The sequence below is a fragment of the Paenibacillus humicola genome, from assembly GCF_028826105.1.
Lineage (GTDB): Bacteria > Bacillota > Bacilli > Paenibacillales > Paenibacillaceae > Paenibacillus_Z > Paenibacillus_Z humicola.
Genome location: NZ_JAQGPL010000001.1, coordinates 2,046,407 through 2,065,448 on the forward strand (window position 1 = coordinate 2,046,407; position 19,042 = coordinate 2,065,448).

Genomic DNA, 19,042 nt, shown 5'->3' on the forward strand with positions numbered 1-19,042 from the left:
ACGTTCCATTGTAGGCGATGGATTAGGGTCAGGCAAGCGGCAAAGCTCCCGGTTTCCGGAAAGGAAGAGGAGGCCCGTAACGTTGCGACCGGCTTATAGCGGAAATCCATGCCCCGGGCGTACTATTTTCGGCTCCGGTATGCATATTCATGTAAAAGTATTGTCCGTCCCTTTCAACGGACAGGGGGAAACAGGTGTCCGATCGGAGCTGGCACAAACGATTCCGAATTTTCTGAAAATGGAGTGCCAAACTGTAAAGGACCGTGTATAATGGAAGAAAAGTCGCGCATCGTGTCAATTAACTTAACAATATTTTAACAATGATCTTTCATATGGGGGTGCCGACTAAATGGTTTATGCCGCATCCACCGGTTTGTCCGCGCGCGATTTGTATCTGTTCAACCAGGGCCGGCTGTTTCACAGTTACCGCACGCTCGGCGCTCATCCGGTCAGGTCGCGCGGAAAGCGCGGCGTCCGCTTCGCCGTGTGGGCCCCGAATGCCCAAAGCGTCGGCGTTGCCGGCTCCTTCAACGATTGGAACGGGGACCGCCACCGGATGGAGATGCAGGGGGAGACCGGCGTCTGGTTTCTCTTCGTCCCCGATATCGGACCGGGCGAGGTGTACAAGTACGAGATCGTTACTCTGACCGGGAGCCGGATTCTGAAGGCCGATCCGTTTGCGTTCCAGTCGGAGCTGCGGCCGAATACCGCATCGGTCGTCGCCGATTTGGGGGAATACCGCTGGCGCGATGCCGCCTGGCATCGCCGAATGCGAAGAAGCAGCCCGTACCGGGAGCCGATGCTCATCTACGAAGCGCACCTCGGCTCCTGGAAAAACGACGGGAAGGAACGCTTCTGGACGTACGAAAGGCTCGCAAACGAGCTGGTTGATTATGCGGCCGATATGGGCTATACGCATATCGAACTGCTGCCGGTAACCGAGCATCCGCTCGACCAGTCGTGGGGCTACCAGGTGACCGGCTACTATTCGGCGACGAGCCGGTACGGATCGCCGCAGCAGCTAATGCGCTTTGTCGACCGCTGTCACGAGCGCGGCCTCGGCGTCATTCTCGACTGGGTGCCGGGCCATTTCTGCAAGGACGACCACGGGCTCAGGCTGTTCGACGGCACGCCGATTTACGAGGGCTCCGATTGGAAACGGGCGGAGAAGCCGCTGTGGGGAACGCTCGCGTTCGATTTCGGCCGGACCGAGGTGCAGAGCTTCCTGATTTCGAATGCGATTTTTTGGATGGACGTCTTCCATATCGACGGGCTGCGGGTCGACGCCGTAGCCAGCATGCTCGACCTTCATTTCGACAAACCGCACGAGCTGCGGACCTACAACTCCTTCGGCGGGACCGAGAACATCGAGGCGGCCGGCTTTCTGAAGCGGCTGAACGAAGCGGTGTTTCACTATTACCCCGGTGCGCTCATGGTCGCCGAGGATTCCTCGGACCGGCCCGCCGTTACCTCGCCGACCTACACGGGCGGGCTCGGCTTCAATTTCAAATGGAACATGGGCTGGATGAACGACATGCTGCGTTATATGGCCCTTGACCCGCTTGACCGCAGGTTGAACCACAACCTCATTACGTTTTCGATGCTTTACGCGTTCTCCGAAAATTACGTGCTTCCGCTTTCCCACGACGAGGTCGTGCACGGCAAACGGTCGCTGCTCGGCAAAATGTCCGGCGATTACGGGCAAAAATTCGCACAGCTCCGCCTTTTATACGGCTACTGGATGACGCATCCCGGCAAGAAGCTGCTTTTCATGGGCGGCGAGTGGGGGCAGTTCGACGAGTGGAAGGATGCCGAAGCGCTCGACTGGATGCTGCTCGGCTACGAGTCGCACGGCGGCATGCACCGGTATATCCGGTCGCTGAACCGGGTGTACCGGGAACAGCCCGCGCTCTGGGAGCGGGACTGCGACCCCGGCGGCTTCGAATGGATCGACGTCAACAATGCGGAGCAAAGCGTCGTCGTCTTTATGCGCCGCGGTCATGCGCCGGGGTGCCTCGCGGTAACCGTCTGCAATTTTTCCAATGCGCATTACGCCGATTACCGGATCGGCGTCCCGGAGCCGGGCGTTTACCGCGTCGCCGTTCACAGCGCAGACCCGGCTTTCGGGGGCAGCCTTCAGACGGTACCGGAGGCGCTCGAGAGCGAGCCGCTCCCGTTCCACGGGCGAACGTCCAGCGTCCGGTTTGCGCTGCCGCCGCTGTCCTTTATTTTACTGGTGTATGTTCCCAAGAAGCGCCGGACCCGCAGCGGTCGCAAGGTCCGGCAAGACGATCGCACAGTAAAGGGGAAATGTCCATGAGCCGAAAAAGAATGATTGCCATGCTGCTCGCCGGCGGCGAAGGAAAACGGCTCGGCGTGCTTACGAAGGATCTGGCAAAGCCGGCGGTCCATTTCGGGGGCAAATACCGGATTATCGATTTTGCGCTGAGCAACTGCGCGCATTCGGGCATCGATACCGTCGGCGTGCTGACGCAGTATCAGCCGCTAGTTCTAAATACGTATCTGGGCATCGGAAGCCCGTGGGGGCTTGACCGGCGGGATGGCGGCATGGCGATTCTTCCGCCGTACATGAAATCGAAGGGCGGAATGTGGTATAAAGGGACGGCCAACGCGATCTACCAAAATATGGGCTTCATCGACCGTTTCGATCCGGAGTACGTGCTCATCATATCCGGCGATCACATTTACAAGATGGATTACGACCTGATGCTGGCCGAGCACGAGGCGCGCGGCGCGGACGCGACGATCGCCTGCGTCGAGGTCGATTGGAAGGAAGCGGGCCGCTTCGGCATTATGCACGTGAACGACGACGGGCAGATCGTCGCCTTCACGGAAAAGCCGAAAACGCCGACCAGCAATCTCGCTTCGATGGGCGTTTACATTTTTTCGTGGCCGGTGCTGCAGCGCTACCTGATCCGCGACGAGTCGAACCGGCTGTCCGGAAACGATTTCGGCAAAGATATCATCCCGGCCATGCTGCAGGATGACGTCAGGCTGCAGGCGTATCGGTTCGGCGGCTACTGGAAGGATGTCGGGACGCTCGAATCGCTTTGGGAGGCCAATATGGACCTGCTCGCCGGCGAACCGCCGCTCGACCTGCACGACAGCCGGTGGCGCATTTATTCCGTCAACCCGAACCGGCCGGCTCATTATTCGGCACCCGGCGCCGAAATCGCGGGCTCGCTCGTCAACGAAGGCTGCGTCGTCGAGGGCAGCGTTCGCCGATCGGTGCTGTTCTACGGCGTACAGACCGGCGCCGGATCGCACGTCGAAGCGTCGGTCGTCATGCCGAACGTAAAGATCGGGAGGGACGTCCAAATCTGCCGGGCCATTATCGGCGAAGGGGCCGTCATCGCCGACGGCGTGTCCATCGGATCGCCGCACGGCGGAGTTACCGTCATCGGCAGCGACGAATTCGTCGCCGCCGACCATGCGCTAATGGAGGTGAAGCAGCCATGAATGCCAATGTGCTGGGGGTCATTAATCTCATTCACGAGTCGGATGAACTTGAATCGCTGACGGCAAGCCGCTGCCTGGCGACGGTTCCGTTCGGCGCGCGCTACAGGCTGATCGATTTCGCGCTGTCGAGCATGGTCAATTCGGGCATAACGAATGTCGCGGTATTCGCGCATACGAAATACCGCTCGCTGATGGACCATCTCGGCTCCGGGAAGGACTGGGACCTGCACCACCGCCAAAGCGGCCTGTTCGTGCTGCCGCCCGTCACCGGCGACATCAGCGAGGTCAGCCGGGGCGATCTGTTCCATTTTTACCAGCATCGGGATTATTTCACGCGCAGCCCGTTCGAATACGTCGTCATTACGCGCAGCCACATGGTCTGCAACATCGACTTCGGCCCTGCGATAGCCGAGCACCGGGCGAGCGGGGCGGATATTACCGTCATCTGCAAACGGCAGCTCGAGCCGCCGGACGGTAAGGCGCGCATGGTGGAAATCGGCAAGGACGGGCGGATCACCGCCATCCAGGACCATTACGGGCGGCTGCGCAGCGATGTCGTCTCGATGGAAATGTACGTGATGCGCAAGGACCTGCTGCTTGAGCTCGTCGATACGTCGCTGGCCCAGGGGCAGGATCATTTGGTGCGCCATGCGATCATGTCGCGCATCGGCCGCCTCGACATCCGCGCATACCTGTTCGACGGCTATCTTGGCGTGATCAACACCTTGGCGGGCTATTACCGCAACAGTATGGAGCTGCTCCGGCCCGACGTGTGGCGCAGTCTGTTTTTCGAGCCGGGACCGATCTACACGAAGGTGAAGGACGAACCGCCGGCGCGTTACGCGGAAGGGGCGATGACGAGCAATTCGCTGATCGCCAACGGCTGCGTGATCGAGGGCACGGTTGTGAACAGCATCCTGTTTCGCGGCGTTCAGATCGGCAAAGGGGCGGTCGTCCGCAACAGCATCGTCATGCAAAACGGCCTTGTCGGCGAGGGCAGCGTGCTCGAACGGGCGATTCTGGACAAAGACGTCACGATCGAGCCCGGACGCGAGCTGCGCGGGGCGGTGCAGAGCCCGTTTCTGGCGGTAAAGCGGAAGGTCATTTGATAAAGGTTAACGCGGCTGGGTCCGGGGAGGGGAAGCTTCAGTGAACATTTTATTTGCGGCTTCGGAGGCGGTGCCGCTCGTCAAAACGGGCGGCCTTGCGGACGTGGCGGGCGCGCTGCCTGCGGCGCTTGGCGGACGCGGCGCCGATGCGAGAGTGATTCTGCCGAAATACGGCTCCATTCCGCCGGAGCTTGCGGAGCGGTTCGAGACGATCGCCGTTTTCAAGGTGCGCCTCGGATGGCGCGAACAGTACTGCGGTCTGCTGAAGGCGGATGTGGACGGCGTCGTCTTTTATTTGATCGATAACGAGTTTTATTTCAGGCGGGAGGGGCTGTACGGCTACGGCGACGACGCGGAGCGGTTCGTGTTCTTCAGCATGGCGGTGTGCGAGGCGCTGTTCCATCTGGATTTCCGGCCGGACATCGTGCACTGTCACGACTGGCAGACCGCGCTCGTTCCGTTTCTGCTGAAAACGCGCTACGCTTACGAGCCGGTTACCCGGGACGCGCTCACTATTTATACGATACATAATTTGCATTATCAGGGCGTCTTCGGAAAAAAGCTGCTGCAGGACCTGACCGGCGTCGGCGACGATTTGTTCGACGGTCCCGCGGGCCTGGAGTTTTACGGGGCCGGTAATTGTATGAAGGGCGGTATCCAGTATGCCGATATGCTGACGACGGTCAGCCCGTCGTATGCGGAAGAAATTCAGACGGAGCGGTACGGCGAGAAGCTGGATGGGCTGATCCGCTGGCGGGCGGGCGATTTGCGGGGCATCGTCAACGGCATCGATACGGCGTCGTTCGACCCGATGAACGACAGTGCGCTCGATACGCCGTACCGGGGATCGCTGGTGCGCAAGCGCAAAAACAAGCTCGTGCTCCAGCGCGAGCTCGGGCTTCGCGAATCGGAGACGACGCCGCTTATCGGCATCGTCTCCCGTCTGACCGGTCAGAAAGGCTTCGACCTGATCGGCCCGATACTGGAGGAGCTGCTTCAGGAGGACGTGCAGCTTGCGGTGCTCGGATCGGGCGAGGCGCGCTTTGAGGAAATGTTCCGCAGCGCCGAGGCGCGGCATCCGGGCCGGGCGGCGACCTGGTTCGGTTTTAACGACCGGCTCGCCCGGCGGATATACGCCGGCAGCGATCTGTTCCTGATGCCGTCGCTCTTCGAGCCTTGCGGGCTCAGCCAGCTGATCGCGCTCCGCTACCGCTCGGTGCCGGTCGTGCGCGAGACGGGAGGACTGAAAGACACGGTAACCGCATATAACGAATTTACCGGCGAAGGGAACGGCTTCTCCTTCGCCGGCGCCAATGCGCACGACCTGCTGTATACGGTGCGCCGGGCGCTGTCGTTCTACCGCGACGGCGAGGCGTGGCAGCGGATCGTCGATAACGGCGCCAGGGAGGATTTGAGCTGGTCCCGTCCGGCCAAAGCCTATATGGCGCTTTATGGCGAATTGGCGTCGAAACGAAAGGAGAAGAGTGGATGGCCCGTCACCTCGTAATCGGCAACGGCCGCGTGCTGGTCAATTTGGACCGGAACTGCTATATACGCGATATTTATTTTCCCTATGTCGGCCAGCTCAATCACGTCGGCGGGCAGCAGTGCCGCTTCGGCATCTGGACGGAGGGGCTGTTCTCGTGGCTTGACGAGCCGCATTGGACGTTCGAGCTCGGCTATGTCGAGGACTCGCTCGTCACAAACGTCACCGCCCGGAGCGAGCGGCTCGGCGTCGAGCTTCATATGAACGACGGCATTCATCAGCGGGAGAGCATCTATTTGAAGCGCGTCGTGATCCGCAACCTGAAGCCGGAACCGCGCGAGTTCCGGCTTTTTTTTCATCAGGATCTCATGATCGACGGCTCGGAGGTCGGCGATACGGCCGCGTATTACCCGGACAATCACACCGTTTTTCATTATAAGCGTTCGTCTTATTTCATGTTTAACGGTTTTTCGGAGGAGGGCGGCATCCGGCAGTTTACGACCGGCATCAAGCGGTTCCATGCGGCGGAAGGCACGTGGCGCGACGCGGAGGACGGCAGCCTGATGGGCAACGCGATCGCCCAAGGGTCGGTCGACAGCACGCTCGCCCTGCACGCGACCGTCCCCGGCGGCGGCGATCAGACGCTCTATTACTGGATGACGATCGGTCATAATCTTGAGCAGGTCAAGCAGCTGAACCAGTACGTGCTCGATTCCCATCCGGAGAAGCTGCTGAGCCGCGTCGTGATCTATTGGACGCATTGGCTCAGCCGGGCGGATACGGAGCTCGGCGACCTGCCGCCGAAGGTGGCCCGCCTTTTCCGCCTCAGCCTGCTGCTCGTGCGGACGCAGACCGACGAGCACGGGGCGATCATCGCCGCCAACGACACCGACATTTTGCAGTACAACCGCGATCATTACAGCTACATGTGGCCGCGGGACGGAGCGCTGATCGCCGACGCGATGTCGATGGCGGGGTTCCAAAGCTTCGTATCGCCGTTTTTTCAGTTCTGCGCCAAAGCGCTGTCGCCGGAAGGCTTCCTGTTTCACAAATACAATCCGGACGGCACCGTCGGCTCGAGCTGGCACCCGTATTTTGTGCAGGGCGGCAGGCGGCTGCCGATCCAGGAGGACGAAACGGCGCTCGTGCTGCTGGCGCTCTGGAACGACTACACGCGCAATCAGGTCATCGAGCTGCCGCAGTCGCTGTACCACGGCTTAATCCGTAAAGCCGCATCGTTTCTTTGCGATTACATGGAGAGCGAGCTGTCGCTGCCGAAGCCGAGCTACGATTTGTGGGAGGAGCGTTACGGCATATGGACGTATACGGCTTCTTCCGTGTACGGGGGCCTCAAGGCGGCAGCCTTTTTCACCGAGCTGTTCGGCGATTACGAGGGCAGCGACCGGTTCCGGCAGACGGCCGAGACGATCAAGCGGGGCATCCTGACGCATTTGTGGGACGAGGAATCCGGGCGCTTCGCCAGAGGGCTCGTCCGGAAGGACAACCGCTGGGACAAAGATTTGACGCTCGAGAGCAGCCTGTTCGGCATTTGGGAATTCGGCGTGCTGCCCGCCGGCGACAGCCGCGTCGTCCGGACGATGAACGCGATCCGGGAAGGGCTTGCGGTACGGACCGGAGTCGGCGGCGCGGCGCGGTACACGAACGATTATTATTTTCAGCAGTCGGGCGATATCGGCAACGTGCCGGGCAATCCGTGGATAATCTGCACGCTGTGGACGGCCAACCACCGGATCGAAACGGCCGCCGTCCTCGCCGACCTGGAGGAGCCGCGCCGCACGCTCGAGTGGGTCGTCAGCCATGCCCTGCCGAGCGGCGTGCTCCCCGAGCAGCTGCATCCGCTGGACGGCAGCCCGATCTCGGTGGCGCCGCTCACATGGTCGCATGCGACGTTTGTGCAAAGCGTCTGCAAATACGCGGCGAAATACAAGGAGCTGGCCGGCGCCAGGCGCGGTTGACATTACTGCTGCGGCTTACGGATTCCGCTGCCCGGTTTGCGCTCCTCAGCGTATTTATGTATCCCCGCTTGTCCGAAAAACGGACGTAAAGAAACCGGCCTGCCCGAAGCCGGCCGGTTCCGGTTATGGTTCCATGCGGAACTTAATAGAAACAGCCGCGCAGAACGATGACCAGCAAGATGAAGAGGACAAGAATGACTCCCGTGCTGGTCCAAATGCCGCCAACGACAGGACTACAACCCGTTCCTACGCCGCCTACGCCTGGCATATATCCCACAGTGCATACCTCCTGAGAAGTTGATTTGTGATGTTTCATATCACACTCCTAATGTATGCCTCCGGCCCGGTTTCGATTGGACGTTTGTACCGTAGCATCCGCATTTAAACGAATGCCCAGCAGGACAGCTGAAGCCGGCCGCGGACGATTCGCCCGGCATGGCGTTCGGCTATCGTTAGAAAACGAAGCGCGCGTCCGGCCGATCGCCGTCATGCAGCGCACGCCTCGCGCCGGGAGCTGCGTGCTGCGAGAAAAAATCGCGCGCCGGATATCGCGCTGCGGCCAGTCAAGGCCGAGGGCGGGCAAACTGCCGGATATGTTTGATCCGGGCTTCGCCGCGGACGTTGCGCGCATTGCCGACGTGAACGGAGGCGGCCGCGCTGACCGCCGTGACATCGACACACCCGACGGTGATGCGCGGCTTCCGGTTGCTCCGGCTCATTTCGCCGGCCTGCTCCTCCTTCATTGAATCGGGCAGGGAGGGCAGCTCCCGCGAAAAAATCGAATACGACTCGAAATAAACGTTGCCGGCTTCGGCATGTCCGGCTTCCCGCTGCAAGGCAAGGGCGCGCACCTTGGAGCTGAATTCCTCCCTGTCGCCGATCTGGACGGCCGAAGCGGCGCTGGCGGAGACAATGCACAGCCTGCCGAGGGCGGACACCCGGACCGGGTAGTCGGCGAGTCCGGCCTCAGGGCGGGGCTGTACGCAAAACGGCGGCATTTCGTCTCCGTCTCTGTTCAAGCCGCACCGCCTGCGGCTCCGCGGTCCGTTTTGCCGCGCCCGGCATCCGAAGTGCCGTCCGGAACGCCGTTTGAAGCGGAAACGCCGTCCGCATTGCCGGCCGCATCGCTGTTCGCTTCGTTATCGTTTCCGAACGAATTGGTGCTCTCTCCTTCGGCCTGACCGGCTCCTTCCGGCGACTCAAGCGGAGCAAGCGGCCCCACGATCACCGATTCGGGCGGCGTGTCGAACATCGAATACAGCTCGACCCGCTCGGTATCGCCGATTTGCAGCAGCGAGGAGCTGGCGAGGCCGAACGCCTGGATCGTTCCGACGGACAGCGAATGGTTAACGACATGAAAACGGATCATCCGTTCATTCCTCCTTCCGGACCGGGCGCGCTCTGCAGCCGTGACAAATAACCGCGCATCGCGCCTTCGATGTCCCGGATCGTTTTGGTATATACGTCGCTTTTCAGGTTGGATTCGTTATTCAGCGTCTTCCCGTGTGAACTGCTCTGGTTCATGTAATATTGAATGCGCTGGCTCATCTGCTTTCGAATATCTTCCACGACGAGCCTTCGGTGAAAAGGATCGAGCTGAAAGCCGTATTCGGCTTCCAGCTCCGCCAGCCGGTCGTAAGCGGCCGAATCGAGATATCCGTCGATTTCCTTCCGGATTTCCGGGTACGGCGGGCCCGGTGCCATTCCCGGGGCTGCCGGCGCTCCGCTGAAGGGGAACGTGTTCGGCCCGCTCGTCTGAGGCTCGCCGCCCGGCAAATCGAAGGGCGTCTGCTGAATGCCCGCCCCGGCCGAGGCCGCGCCCGGACCGTGCGGCTGGGCTTGACCCGGGCCCGGCATGACGAGCTGCCCGATTTCCTTCAATTGTTCCTCGCCCGGCGGGGTCATGCCGATATTGAGCGTACCGTCCAGCTTCTCGACCTTCAGCTGGTCGAAATGATATTCCAAACTGTCGATATGATACATCGGCTTCGCTTCGGCCGCCTGGACGCGCGTATTCAGCTCATCCACCTGCCGGCTCAGCCGCACGAGTTCTTCCTGCTGCCGAACGAGCGTCTGCTGCAGCCGGGAGAGATGCTGCGACAATGCCGTCCAATTTTGCCACGGGTTGTAAACCTGGCCGCTGCCTGGCTGCATGCGCACACCTCCTTATCGAAGTTAGCTTAGGCGGGATTCGGAAGCGGAACGAACGTGAGCGGGTTTTCGCCGCCGAGCTGGGGAGCGGGTCCCGTGAACCCGCCCGTATTGTAAAGCTGCGACAGCGAGCTTATGGAACCGGCCGACCCGACCTGAAGCACGGATGAGTTGCTGATCGAGTCCACCCGCAGCTGGTGGATCGTAATGGTCTGGTGAACCGTCAAATTCATACGACGGAAGGCCCATCGTTTACGGCGTTCGAACCGGCGTCGAACAGATCGGGATCCGAGGTCGTCGTAGCGCTCACCGCATTATTGGAATTGGCCAGACTTCCGGTCAGAAAGGATCCGGATCCGGCATACGTTTTCGAAGTGCTGGAGGGCGAGGTTTGGGCGCAGTCGCCGAACTGCACGACCGAACCCGAGCCCACGCTGACGATTTTGACGAAGCCGACAATAGCGGGCATGCGTGGTCACTCCTTCTGTGGCGGGCTGATGTTACATCGTATGCGGCATTCGCCCATTGGTTCCTGTGAACCGCCTTGGGGGAGAAAGTGGCGCCCATTCCGGCGGCGGCATAAAATGGAAGAAAATCGTGCCGATAAACGGAGGTGCCCGGGCAAAATGGAAACCGAATGGGAGGAACTCGAGCGGTGGATGGAGAATCAGCGCCTGCCGAAAGGCTTTGAGCGGATGCAGCAGCCGGATTGGATCGATGCTTATGTTCGAAATATGATCGCGAAGGCGCTGCCGGCCGCTGCGTCCGCCGCCGGGAAAGTGACCGCCGACATTGCCGAAACGAAGCTTAGCGTAACGGTGAAATTTCCGCTCGGCGAAAATGCCGACCTGGACCGGATCCGGCTTGTCGCCATGGAAGACCGGATCAAGCTGTCCGGCTTGGGAGAGAACAATCCCGCGACAATCCGGCTGCCGAAGCTGGTTCTCCCGCACACATGCGATGCGCACTACGACGGCGCGGTGCTGACCGTCAGGCTGCGCAAGCGGCCGACGCGCAAAATTGCCGTTACGGCGGTAATCCGCACCGTTTGAAGGAGGAAAGCGTTGTCACCAATTTGTCCGAACTCGCCGGTCCCGGTATCTGGCGATCCCCGTCCCGGATCGCTTATAATACGGGTATAGACTTGCGTGGAGGAGTGTTCGAATTTGACGGTTGATGACGTCAGCAACATCCCCGCCGGACTGTTTATCACGGGCGCGGTGTTTATTTTGCTTATTTTCTCGCTGATCAGTCTGGGCATTTTGAAAATGTTCCAGCAGCAAGTCCGGGCCGGCTGGTTCAGCTTCGCCGGCGCCGCGGTCAGCGCGGTCGCGTTCGGTATCATTTTGAATATTTGGTTTGTTTGACCGGGCGCGGACAGGCGCAAACGGAAAGCCGTTTGCGTCTATTTTTATTTTGGCTGTTTGCAACTTGGGACGGCGAAATAATGAGAAAGCGAATTGCAGGCGTTATGATAGACAACGTCGGCGTTTGAATCGTAGAGATCCGCGAACGTCAGCTTTCTTAAGGTTCGAAAAGCATTACCGCGAGTCAGTATTACCTAATTAATATCACCTTGCAAGGCTGCCTCCAATTGAATTGGCCGTATCTCCCGTTACGGATAAACACCGAAATCTGCGCCGCATGGCGCGGATTTTTTTGTATATACAGAATTTCAAACCTGTGATACGATAAAACACAGACAAACGGAAACAAACAATCATAAATAAAGGTGATGAACAACATGCCAAAATCATTATGGAATCAAGGCGCCGAAGTTAAGCCGGGACTCGATGAGCTCGTTTACCGGTCGAATCTGATCGGAACGGACCGGACGGTGTGTAACTGGGGCGGCGGCAACACGTCGATGAAGACGGTCGTGCAGGATTTTCGCGGGCGCGACATCGAAGTGATGTACGTGAAAGGCAGCGGCTCGGACCTGGCGACGATGAAAGCGCATAACTTCACGGGCTTGCGCATGGAGGACATCCGTCCGCTGTTTGAACGCGAGAGCATGACGGACGAAGAGATGGTCGCTTACCTCGGCCACTGCATGATCGACAGCAAGCACCCGCGCGCGTCGATCGAGACGCTGCTTCACGCATTTCTGCCGTTCAAGCACGTCGACCATACGCATCCGGATGCCATTATCTCGCTCTGCTGCACCGAAGGCGGCCGTGAAATCGCGAAGGACATTTTCGGCGACCGGTTCGTCTGGGTTCCTTACGTGCGCCCCGGCTTCACGCTTTCCAGAATGATCGCGCAGGGCGTGCTGGACCATCCGAAGGCCGAGCTGGTGCTGATGGAAAAGCACGGCCTCGTGACCTGGGGCGAGACGAGCGAGGAGTGCTACAACAAGACGCTGGCGGTCATCGGCGAAGCCGAACGCTACATCGAGAGCCGCGTGAACGAAGGCGCGCTGTTCGGCGGCGCCCGCTACAGCCCGCTTCCCGAGCAAAAGCGCCGCGAGCTGGCGTCGTCCGTCATGCCGGCGATCCGCGGGGCGGTCAGCGATGCGAAGCCGATGCTCGTCACGTTCGACGACGAGGCGGACGTGCTGCAGTTCGTCGGCAGCCGCGACGCGGCGAAGCTGTCACAGATCGGGGCCGCTTGCCCGGACCATCTCGTGCATACGAAAATGGTGCCGCTCTACGTCGAGTGGGATCCGGCATCGGGCACGGCGGAATCGCTGGCGGAGGCGGTCCGCGGCGGCATTGCCGCCTTTAAGGCCGAATATGCCGCCTATTTCGAGCGGAACAAGAACGAGGGCGACGTCATGTTCGAAGCGGCCCCGCGCGTCATTCTCGTACCGGGCGTCGGCATGTTCAACACCGGCAAATCGCGGGCGATGGCGCAGGTAAGCGGCGCGCTTTATCACCGTGCGATCGCGGTCATGCGCGGAGCGACGACGCTCGGCTCGTTCGTCTCGCTGTCGGAGAACGAATCGTACAACGTGGAATATTGGCCGCTCGAGCTGTATAAGTTGACGCTTGCTCCGGCGGAAGCCGAGTTTTCCCGCAAAATCGCCTTCATTACCGGCGGCGCGGGCGGCATCGGCAGCGCAACGGCGCGCCGGCTCGTGGCCGAAGGGGCGCACGTCGTGCTTGCCGACCTCAACCTCGAAGGCGCGCAAAACGTCGCCGCGGAAATCAACGGCCAATACGGCGAAGGCCGCGCGCTTGCCGTGAAAATGGACGTGACGAGCGAGGAGCAGGTCGTCTCGGCGCTCGAGCAGACCGCCTTGTATTACGGCGGCGTCGATATTCTCGTCAACAACGCGGGACTGGCGACGTCGAGCCCGTTCGAGGATACGTCGCTGAAGGAATGGAACCTGAACATGAACGTCCTCGGCACCGGCTACTTCCTCGTCGCGCGGGAAGCGTTCAAAGCGATGAAGACGCAGGGCATCGGCGGCAGCATGATTTTCATCGGCTCGAAAAATTCAATCTACGCCGGCAAGAACGCCACCGCCTACAGCGCGGCGAAGGCGCTCGAAGCCCATTTGGCGCGCTGCATCGCAGCCGAAGGCGGGGCGCTCGGCATCCGCGTCAACACGGTGCTGCCCGATGCGATTTTGCAGGGCTCGGCGATCTGGAATTCGAACTGGCGGAACGAACGCGCGGCCGCTTACGGCATCGAGCCGGATCAGCTGGAGGAATATTACCGCAAACGGACGACGCTGCTCGTCAATATTTTTCCGGCGGACATTGCCGAAGGCGTCGCCTTCTTCGCCTCGTCCAAAGCGGCGAAAACGACCGGCTGCATGCTGACGATCGACGGCGGGGTGCCGGCCGCCTTTACAAGGTAAGCGAAAAATCGTTTCATTCCAGGGAGGAGATTCGAACATGCCGCATACGAACCGCCTGAACCATTGGGTCATTCCCGACGGGTATATCCCGCCGAACAGCACGGGGGAGCTGGAAAGCCACGAATCGATCTGCGTCCTGAATACCGGCGGCGTTGACGCCAATATCACGATCAACGTCTATTTCGAGGATCGCGCTCCGCTCGAAGACATGACCGTCGTCGTGCCGGCCAAACGGACGCTCCATATCCGCACGGCCGGTCTCCGCAGCGGCACGGAAGCGATTCCGAAAGGGGTACCGTACGCGGCGGAATTGTTCAGCGACGTGCCCGTTTACGTTCAATACAGCAGGCTGGATTCCACCCAGCCTGCCAACGCGCTTATGTCGGTCGTGGCATTCCCGGTGCCTGAGGGGCGGGAATAAGCGAGTTTTTTGCTCGCGGGGAGTATTTCAGGAAGCATCGCAAAAAACAAAGCGTATGCTTCCGAAGCCGATTTTTGCTCGCAAGGATGTATATTCAAAGATGCATCACAAAAATCTTAGCGTATGCTTCCGAAGCCGATTTTTGCTCGCAAGGATGCATATTCAAAGATGCATCACAAAAATCTTAGGAGGTCTCATTCATGAACGATCGCGCTTATGCTTTATTCGAAGAACAACAGCGAGACCGAGGCATCGATCTGGAGCAAGTCAAGACCAAACTGAAAGCGATTCGCATCGAAACGCCTTCATGGGGCTACGGCGATTCCGGCACGCGGTTCAAGGTGTTTCAGAAGGTCGGCGTGCCCCGCAACCCGTTCGAGAAATTCGACGATGCCGCCGTCGTCCACCGGCTGACCGGGCTCTGTCCGTCCGTCGCGATCCATATTCCATGGGATAAGGTCGACGATTACGGGAAGCTTCGCAGCCACGCCGAAAGCCTCGGCCTTACGATCGGCGCGGTCAACCCGAACCTGTTCCAGGACGAGGATTACATGCTCGGCAGCGTGACGAATGCCGATGCGGCGATCCGCCGCAAGGCGACCGATCACCTGCTCGAATGTGTCGATATCGCCAAAGAGACCGGTTCGCGCGACCTCAGCCTGTGGTTCGCGGACGGCACGAACTATCCCGGTCAGGCGGATATCCGCAGGCGCAAAGGGTGGATGGAGGAGTCGCTCGCCGAGATGTATAAGGCGATGACGCCCTCGATGCGCATGCTGATCGAATACAAATTTTTCGAGCCGGCCTTCTATCATACGGATTTGGCCGACTGGGGCATGGCGTACAATCTGGCGAACAAGCTCGGAGAGCAGGCGGCCGTGCTTGTCGATACGGGGCATCACGCGCCGGGCACGAACGTGGAGCATATCGTCGCGTATCTGCTTGACGAGCAGCGGCTCGGCGGCTTTCATTTCAACAGCCGCAAATACGCGGACGACGACCTGATCGTCGGCGCGATCAACCCGTACGAGCTGTTTCTGATCTTCTACCAGATCCTCGAAGCGGCAAGCGACCCCGGCGAGGGCGTCCGCGGCTGCGCAGAAGATATCGCGTACATGATCGACCAAAGCCACAATATCGAACCGAAAATCCAGGCGATGATCCGCTCCGTGCTGAACGTGCAGACGCAGTACGCCAAAGCGCTGCTCGTCAACCTGGACGAAGTCCGCGCGGCCCAGGAGGCGCAGGACGTGATGGCGGCCGAGGATGCCGTACGCAGCGCGTACGAGATCGACGTGACGCCGCTCCTGCATGCGCTGCGCGAGGAGCAGGGGCTGCCGCTCGACCCGATGAAAGCGTTCCGCGAAAGCGGCTACACCGAATCGATCGCCCATCGCGGCAAAGGCGGCGCGAGCTGGTGAAGGCGCTCGCTTTCGATCTTGGAGCCGGCAGCGGCCGGGCCGTGCTCGGTTCCGTTGAGGACGGGCGCCTTGCGATCCAGGAGGTACACCGGTTCCCGAACGAACCGGTGCAGGTCGGCGCCCGCCTGCACTGGGATATCCTTCGGCTCTATCATGAAATCAAGCACGGCATCCGGATGGCCTGGCGCGTAACGAGCGGCCGGGTTGCCAGCATCGGCATCGATTCGTGGGCGGTCGATTTCGGCTTGATCGGCGCAAACGGCGAGCTGCTCGGCAATCCGTACCATTACCGCGACCGCCATACCGAGAAGGCAATGGACGAACTGTTCGCGATCGTGCCGAAAGCGGAAGTGTTCGAGCGCACCGGCATACAGTTTCTGCCGTTCAATACGCTGTATCAGCTGTTCGCGCTGAAGCGGGACGGCAGCCCGCTGCTCGCCCAGGCGGAGCGGCTGCTGATGATTCCCGATCTGCTCCGCTATTTTTTAAGCGGCGAGATGCACGGTGAATTTACGAACGCGACGACGACGCAGGCGTACAATCCGACGACGGGCGGCTGGGACGACCGGCTGCTCGCGGCGGCCGGCGTCAGCCGGAAGCTGCTGCCGGACCCGGTGCGGCCGGGCACGCCCGTCGGGCGGCTCAGCCAGCCGGTGGCGGAGGAGCTTGGCGTTACCGCCATTCCGCTGATCGCGGTCGGCGAGCACGATACGGCTTCGGCCGTGGCCGCCGTACCCGCCGCGGGACCGGACTTCGCGTATTTAAGCTGCGGCACCTGGTCGCTGATGGGCACCGAGGTGCAGGCGCCGGTGCTGACGCCGGAAGCGCTGCGCCATAACTTTACGAACGAGGGCGGCGTTTACAACACGTACCGGCTGCTCAAAAATATTATGGGCCTGTGGCTGCTGGAGGAAAGCAAACGGACCTGGGAACGGGAGCGGGGAGCGACGATCGCTTATGCCGGCCTGCTGGCGCAGGCCGAGGCGGCGGCGCCGTTCCGCTCGCTCATCGACCCGGACGACGGGCGGTTTCTGAACCCGGCCCGCATGCCGGAGGCGATCGCCTCATTTTGCCGCGAGACGGACCAGCCCGTACCGGAATCGGACGGAGCGTTCGTGCGTTGTATTCTGGAAAGCCTGGCATTAAAATATCGGTATGTGCTGGAGAAAACCGAATCGCTCGCCGGCCGGACATACGACGGGCTTCATATGGTCGGCGGCGGCATTCAGAACGGCCTGCTCTGCCGCTTCACGGCAAGCGCCATCGGACGGCCTGTTCTGGCCGGCCCGGCGGAAGGCAGCGCGCTCGGCAATTTGGCCGTTCAGCTGATTGCCGGCGGAGCGATCGCGGACATCGCGGAAGCGCGGCGGCTGATCCGAGATTCGTTCCCGATCCGCGCCTACGAGCCCGAAGATGCGCCGCGCTGGGAGGAAGCTTACCGCACATTCATTTCGCGACTCGGACAGGACTGAATTTACCTATGCTTGCAGCCGAAAGATATGCCAAAATCGTTCAAATCGTAGGGGAGCGCGGCAGCGTCCGCGTCAGTGAGCTGAGCGAGCTGTGCGGCGTGACGGAAGAAACGATCCGCCGCGACCTGGACCGCCTGGAGCGGGAAGGAAAGCTGCAGCGCAGCCACGGCGGCGCCGTCAGCGTGAGGGAGGCGCAGACCGAAGCGCCTTATTTCGAACGCGAGGTCACGAACGCGTCCGAGAAGAAGCGGATTGCCGCCGAGGCGGTAAAGCGGATCGAGCCGCACGACAAAATCGCGCTCGACGCCAGCTCCACCGCGTTCTATATGGCCGCGGCGCTGCCGGACATTCCGCTCACGGTGCTGACCAATTCCATCCGGGTGGCCGCCGAGCTCGCCGGCAAGGAAAAAATCGAGGTCATTTCGACCGGCGGCCTGCTTTCGTCCCGCTCGTTGTCCTTTCAAGGGCCGCTGGCGGAGAGCAATCTCGAGCAGTATCATGTCGCCAAAGCGTTCGTTTCCGGCAAAGGGGTGCACCCGGAGCGGGGCATCAGCGAATCGAGCGAGCTGCAGGCCGCGGTCAAACGCAAAATGATCGGGATGGCCGACGAAGTATACCTGCTCGCCGACTCCAGCAAGTTTGGCGTCCGCGCCTTTGCGCACATCGCATCCTGCGACCAAATCCACCATTTGATCACGGACAGCCGGGCGGACGACGAAATCATGCAGGTCTATCGCAATCTCGGCATTGCCGTTACGATCAGCGAATAAACGCCGGCTGCCCGCATTCGTTTTGCCTAAATCGTGTCTGCCGCTTCACAGCCTGTCTTACCCGGGCCGAAGCGCAGGCGCGGTTTTTTTTACGCTGCGGCGGAGATTCGAAATCGGGTTCGGCGCCGGGGGACGGCGGATCTTTACGGAAAATTCAATTTCATCTATTCAATCGTCCCGGTAAGGGTTAAAAATAGTCAATAATCCAAGTTGCCAGAACATAAGATGGAGTATAAGATAAAGATATGAGAGAATATTCAGAACATTTCGCCGAGAAATAACGGGGAGGGATTGCCGATGAATAAGAGCCATGAAGTCGAGTATTGTAACCTGGAGCTTCGATTTGACCGCCGGCAAATCCAAAATTTAATTCGCGATCTGATTCAGGAAGGCTACTCGTTGTATTGGAGCGAAACGGACGTTTATTTTCTCATCTCGATCCGAAGCGGCCGGAAGCTGGTGAAGCTGCGGTTTCAGCGGGTAAGCGGGCGCTACAAAATTATCGGCGATTATATCATCAAGGACGAGAAGCTGTCCGAGCTGCTCGAGAAGCTGATCAACGACTCCCGCGGCCACGCCGTCGTCAAGCGGTTCAAGGACCGTCAAATCGTCATCGAGAGCATCATGTTTGGCGAAATTATACGTCTTGTGGAGGTGTCCGGCATGGAACACAGAATCATTTATCAGAAGAAGCCTTTCGTCACGGTGGAGGAAGTGATCCAGGCGTTTCAGTCGAAGCGCGCGGAAGAGCGGGCGTCGGTGCTCCGGTACGAGCTTGATTACGAGCTGTCGATTCTCCATGAGGCGATGCAGCAAAACCGGACGGAGGATGTCCGCAGGTCGAAGGAAAAGCTCGAATCTCTTCGGATCGAGATGATACAGCTTGAGTTGTAAGCGGTACAATCAGCGAATATAAGCTCCCGGTGCATGACGGACCGGGAGTTTATT

19 protein-coding genes are annotated in these 19,042 nt (G+C 60.2%); 13 read left to right on the top strand and 6 right to left on the bottom strand.

All coding sequences use genetic code 11. The annotated features are described in order from the left end of the window. The first annotated feature begins 349 nt into the window (after nucleotides 1-349). The 5 genes from glgB to PD282_RS09510 are packed head-to-tail and all read left to right on the top strand — an operon-like array spanning nucleotide 350 to nucleotide 8,051. Nucleotides 350-2,320 (top strand): 1,4-alpha-glucan branching protein GlgB, encoded by a 1,971-nt coding sequence (gene glgB / locus PD282_RS09490; protein WP_274650409.1) that lies wholly within the window; start codon nucleotides 350-352, stop codon nucleotides 2,318-2,320. Further along, entirely contained in the window at nucleotides 2,317-3,480 is a 1,164-nt protein-coding gene (locus PD282_RS09495; RefSeq protein ID WP_274650411.1) for a glucose-1-phosphate adenylyltransferase, read from the top strand. Before glgB ends, PD282_RS09495 begins: the two co-directional genes overlap by 4 nt. Beyond that, nucleotides 3,477-4,589: a glucose-1-phosphate adenylyltransferase subunit GlgD gene (gene glgD / locus PD282_RS09500; RefSeq protein ID WP_274650413.1), complete on the top strand. Its 1,113-nt coding sequence runs from the start codon at nucleotides 3,477-3,479 to the stop codon at nucleotides 4,587-4,589. Before PD282_RS09495 ends, glgD begins: the two co-directional genes overlap by 4 nt. A 40-nt stretch (nucleotides 4,590-4,629) precedes the next feature. Then, a complete protein-coding gene (gene glgA / locus PD282_RS09505) occupies nucleotides 4,630-6,096 on the top strand; it encodes a glycogen synthase GlgA (protein ID WP_274650415.1) in 1,467 nt (488 codons plus the stop codon). Beyond that, nucleotides 6,078-8,051, top strand: a complete 1,974-nt coding sequence (locus tag PD282_RS09510) for a glycoside hydrolase family 15 protein (protein ID WP_274650417.1) — start codon at nucleotides 6,078-6,080, stop codon at nucleotides 8,049-8,051. Before glgA ends, PD282_RS09510 begins: the two co-directional genes overlap by 19 nt. A 142-nt stretch (nucleotides 8,052-8,193) precedes the next feature. Here the strand turns inward: PD282_RS09510 and PD282_RS09515 are convergent, their stop codons facing one another. The 6 genes from PD282_RS09515 to PD282_RS09540 form a co-directional block, all read right to left on the bottom strand. Further along, nucleotides 8,194-8,319 carry a YjcZ family sporulation protein gene (locus tag PD282_RS09515; protein ID WP_420832352.1) on the bottom strand — a complete coding sequence of 42 codons (126 nt, stop codon included), beginning with the start codon at nucleotides 8,317-8,319 and terminating at the stop codon, nucleotides 8,194-8,196. Nucleotides 8,320-8,614: 295 nt separating this feature from the next. Next, nucleotides 8,615-9,070 carry a spore germination protein GerPE gene (locus tag PD282_RS09520; protein WP_274650419.1) on the bottom strand — a complete coding sequence of 152 codons (456 nt, stop codon included), beginning with the start codon at nucleotides 9,068-9,070 and terminating at the stop codon, nucleotides 8,615-8,617. After that, complete coding sequence (locus tag PD282_RS27350; protein WP_338045170.1) at nucleotides 9,067-9,420, bottom strand: hypothetical protein; 354 nt, start codon at nucleotides 9,418-9,420, stop codon at nucleotides 9,067-9,069. Before PD282_RS27350 ends, PD282_RS09520 begins: the two co-directional genes overlap by 4 nt. Continuing rightward, nucleotides 9,417-10,205: a spore germination protein GerPC gene (gerPC, locus tag PD282_RS09530; protein WP_274650421.1), complete on the bottom strand. Its 789-nt coding sequence runs from the start codon at nucleotides 10,203-10,205 to the stop codon at nucleotides 9,417-9,419. The genes PD282_RS27350 and gerPC overlap by 4 nt, the downstream gene beginning before the upstream one ends. A 26-nt stretch (nucleotides 10,206-10,231) precedes the next feature. After that, nucleotides 10,232-10,435 (bottom strand): spore germination protein GerPB, encoded by a 204-nt coding sequence (locus PD282_RS09535; RefSeq protein ID WP_274650423.1) that lies wholly within the window; start codon nucleotides 10,433-10,435, stop codon nucleotides 10,232-10,234. Next, entirely contained in the window at nucleotides 10,432-10,671 is a 240-nt protein-coding gene (locus PD282_RS09540; protein WP_274650425.1) for a spore germination protein, read from the bottom strand. The genes PD282_RS09535 and PD282_RS09540 overlap by 4 nt, the downstream gene beginning before the upstream one ends. A 157-nt stretch (nucleotides 10,672-10,828) precedes the next feature. Here PD282_RS09540 and PD282_RS09545 point away from each other — a divergent pair, with 157 nt between their 5' ends. From PD282_RS09545 to PD282_RS09580, 8 genes are all read left to right on the top strand, one after another. Continuing rightward, nucleotides 10,829-11,254, top strand: a complete 426-nt coding sequence (locus PD282_RS09545; protein WP_274650427.1) for an Hsp20/alpha crystallin family protein — start codon at nucleotides 10,829-10,831, stop codon at nucleotides 11,252-11,254. 114 nt (nucleotides 11,255-11,368) lie between these two features. Further along, nucleotides 11,369-11,569, top strand: coding sequence for a hypothetical protein (locus PD282_RS09550; protein WP_274650429.1), 201 nt, complete (start codon nucleotides 11,369-11,371; stop codon nucleotides 11,567-11,569). Nucleotides 11,570-11,946: 377 nt separating this feature from the next. Beyond that, entirely contained in the window at nucleotides 11,947-14,010 is a 2,064-nt protein-coding gene (locus PD282_RS09555; RefSeq protein ID WP_274650431.1) for a bifunctional aldolase/short-chain dehydrogenase, read from the top strand. Nucleotides 14,011-14,047: 37 nt separating this feature from the next. Then, nucleotides 14,048-14,431, top strand: coding sequence for a sensory rhodopsin transducer (locus PD282_RS09560; RefSeq protein ID WP_274650433.1), 384 nt, complete (start codon nucleotides 14,048-14,050; stop codon nucleotides 14,429-14,431). A 200-nt stretch (nucleotides 14,432-14,631) separates the two neighbouring features. Beyond that, the gene (gene rhaI / locus PD282_RS09565; RefSeq protein WP_274650435.1) at nucleotides 14,632-15,852 is read left to right on the top strand and encodes an L-rhamnose isomerase; all 1,221 of its coding nucleotides are present in this window, start codon (nucleotides 14,632-14,634) and stop codon (nucleotides 15,850-15,852) included. After that, nucleotides 15,849-17,324 (top strand): rhamnulokinase, encoded by a 1,476-nt coding sequence (locus PD282_RS09570; protein ID WP_274650437.1) that lies wholly within the window; start codon nucleotides 15,849-15,851, stop codon nucleotides 17,322-17,324. Before rhaI ends, PD282_RS09570 begins: the two co-directional genes overlap by 4 nt. Before the next feature lie 8 nt (nucleotides 17,325-17,332). Continuing rightward, a complete protein-coding gene (locus PD282_RS09575) occupies nucleotides 17,333-18,094 on the top strand; it encodes a DeoR/GlpR family DNA-binding transcription regulator (RefSeq protein WP_274650438.1) in 762 nt (253 codons plus the stop codon). 297 nt (nucleotides 18,095-18,391) lie between these two features. Next, nucleotides 18,392-18,988 carry a hypothetical protein gene (locus tag PD282_RS09580; RefSeq protein ID WP_274650439.1) on the top strand — a complete coding sequence of 199 codons (597 nt, stop codon included), beginning with the start codon at nucleotides 18,392-18,394 and terminating at the stop codon, nucleotides 18,986-18,988. Nucleotides 18,989-19,042 lie beyond the last annotated feature (54 nt).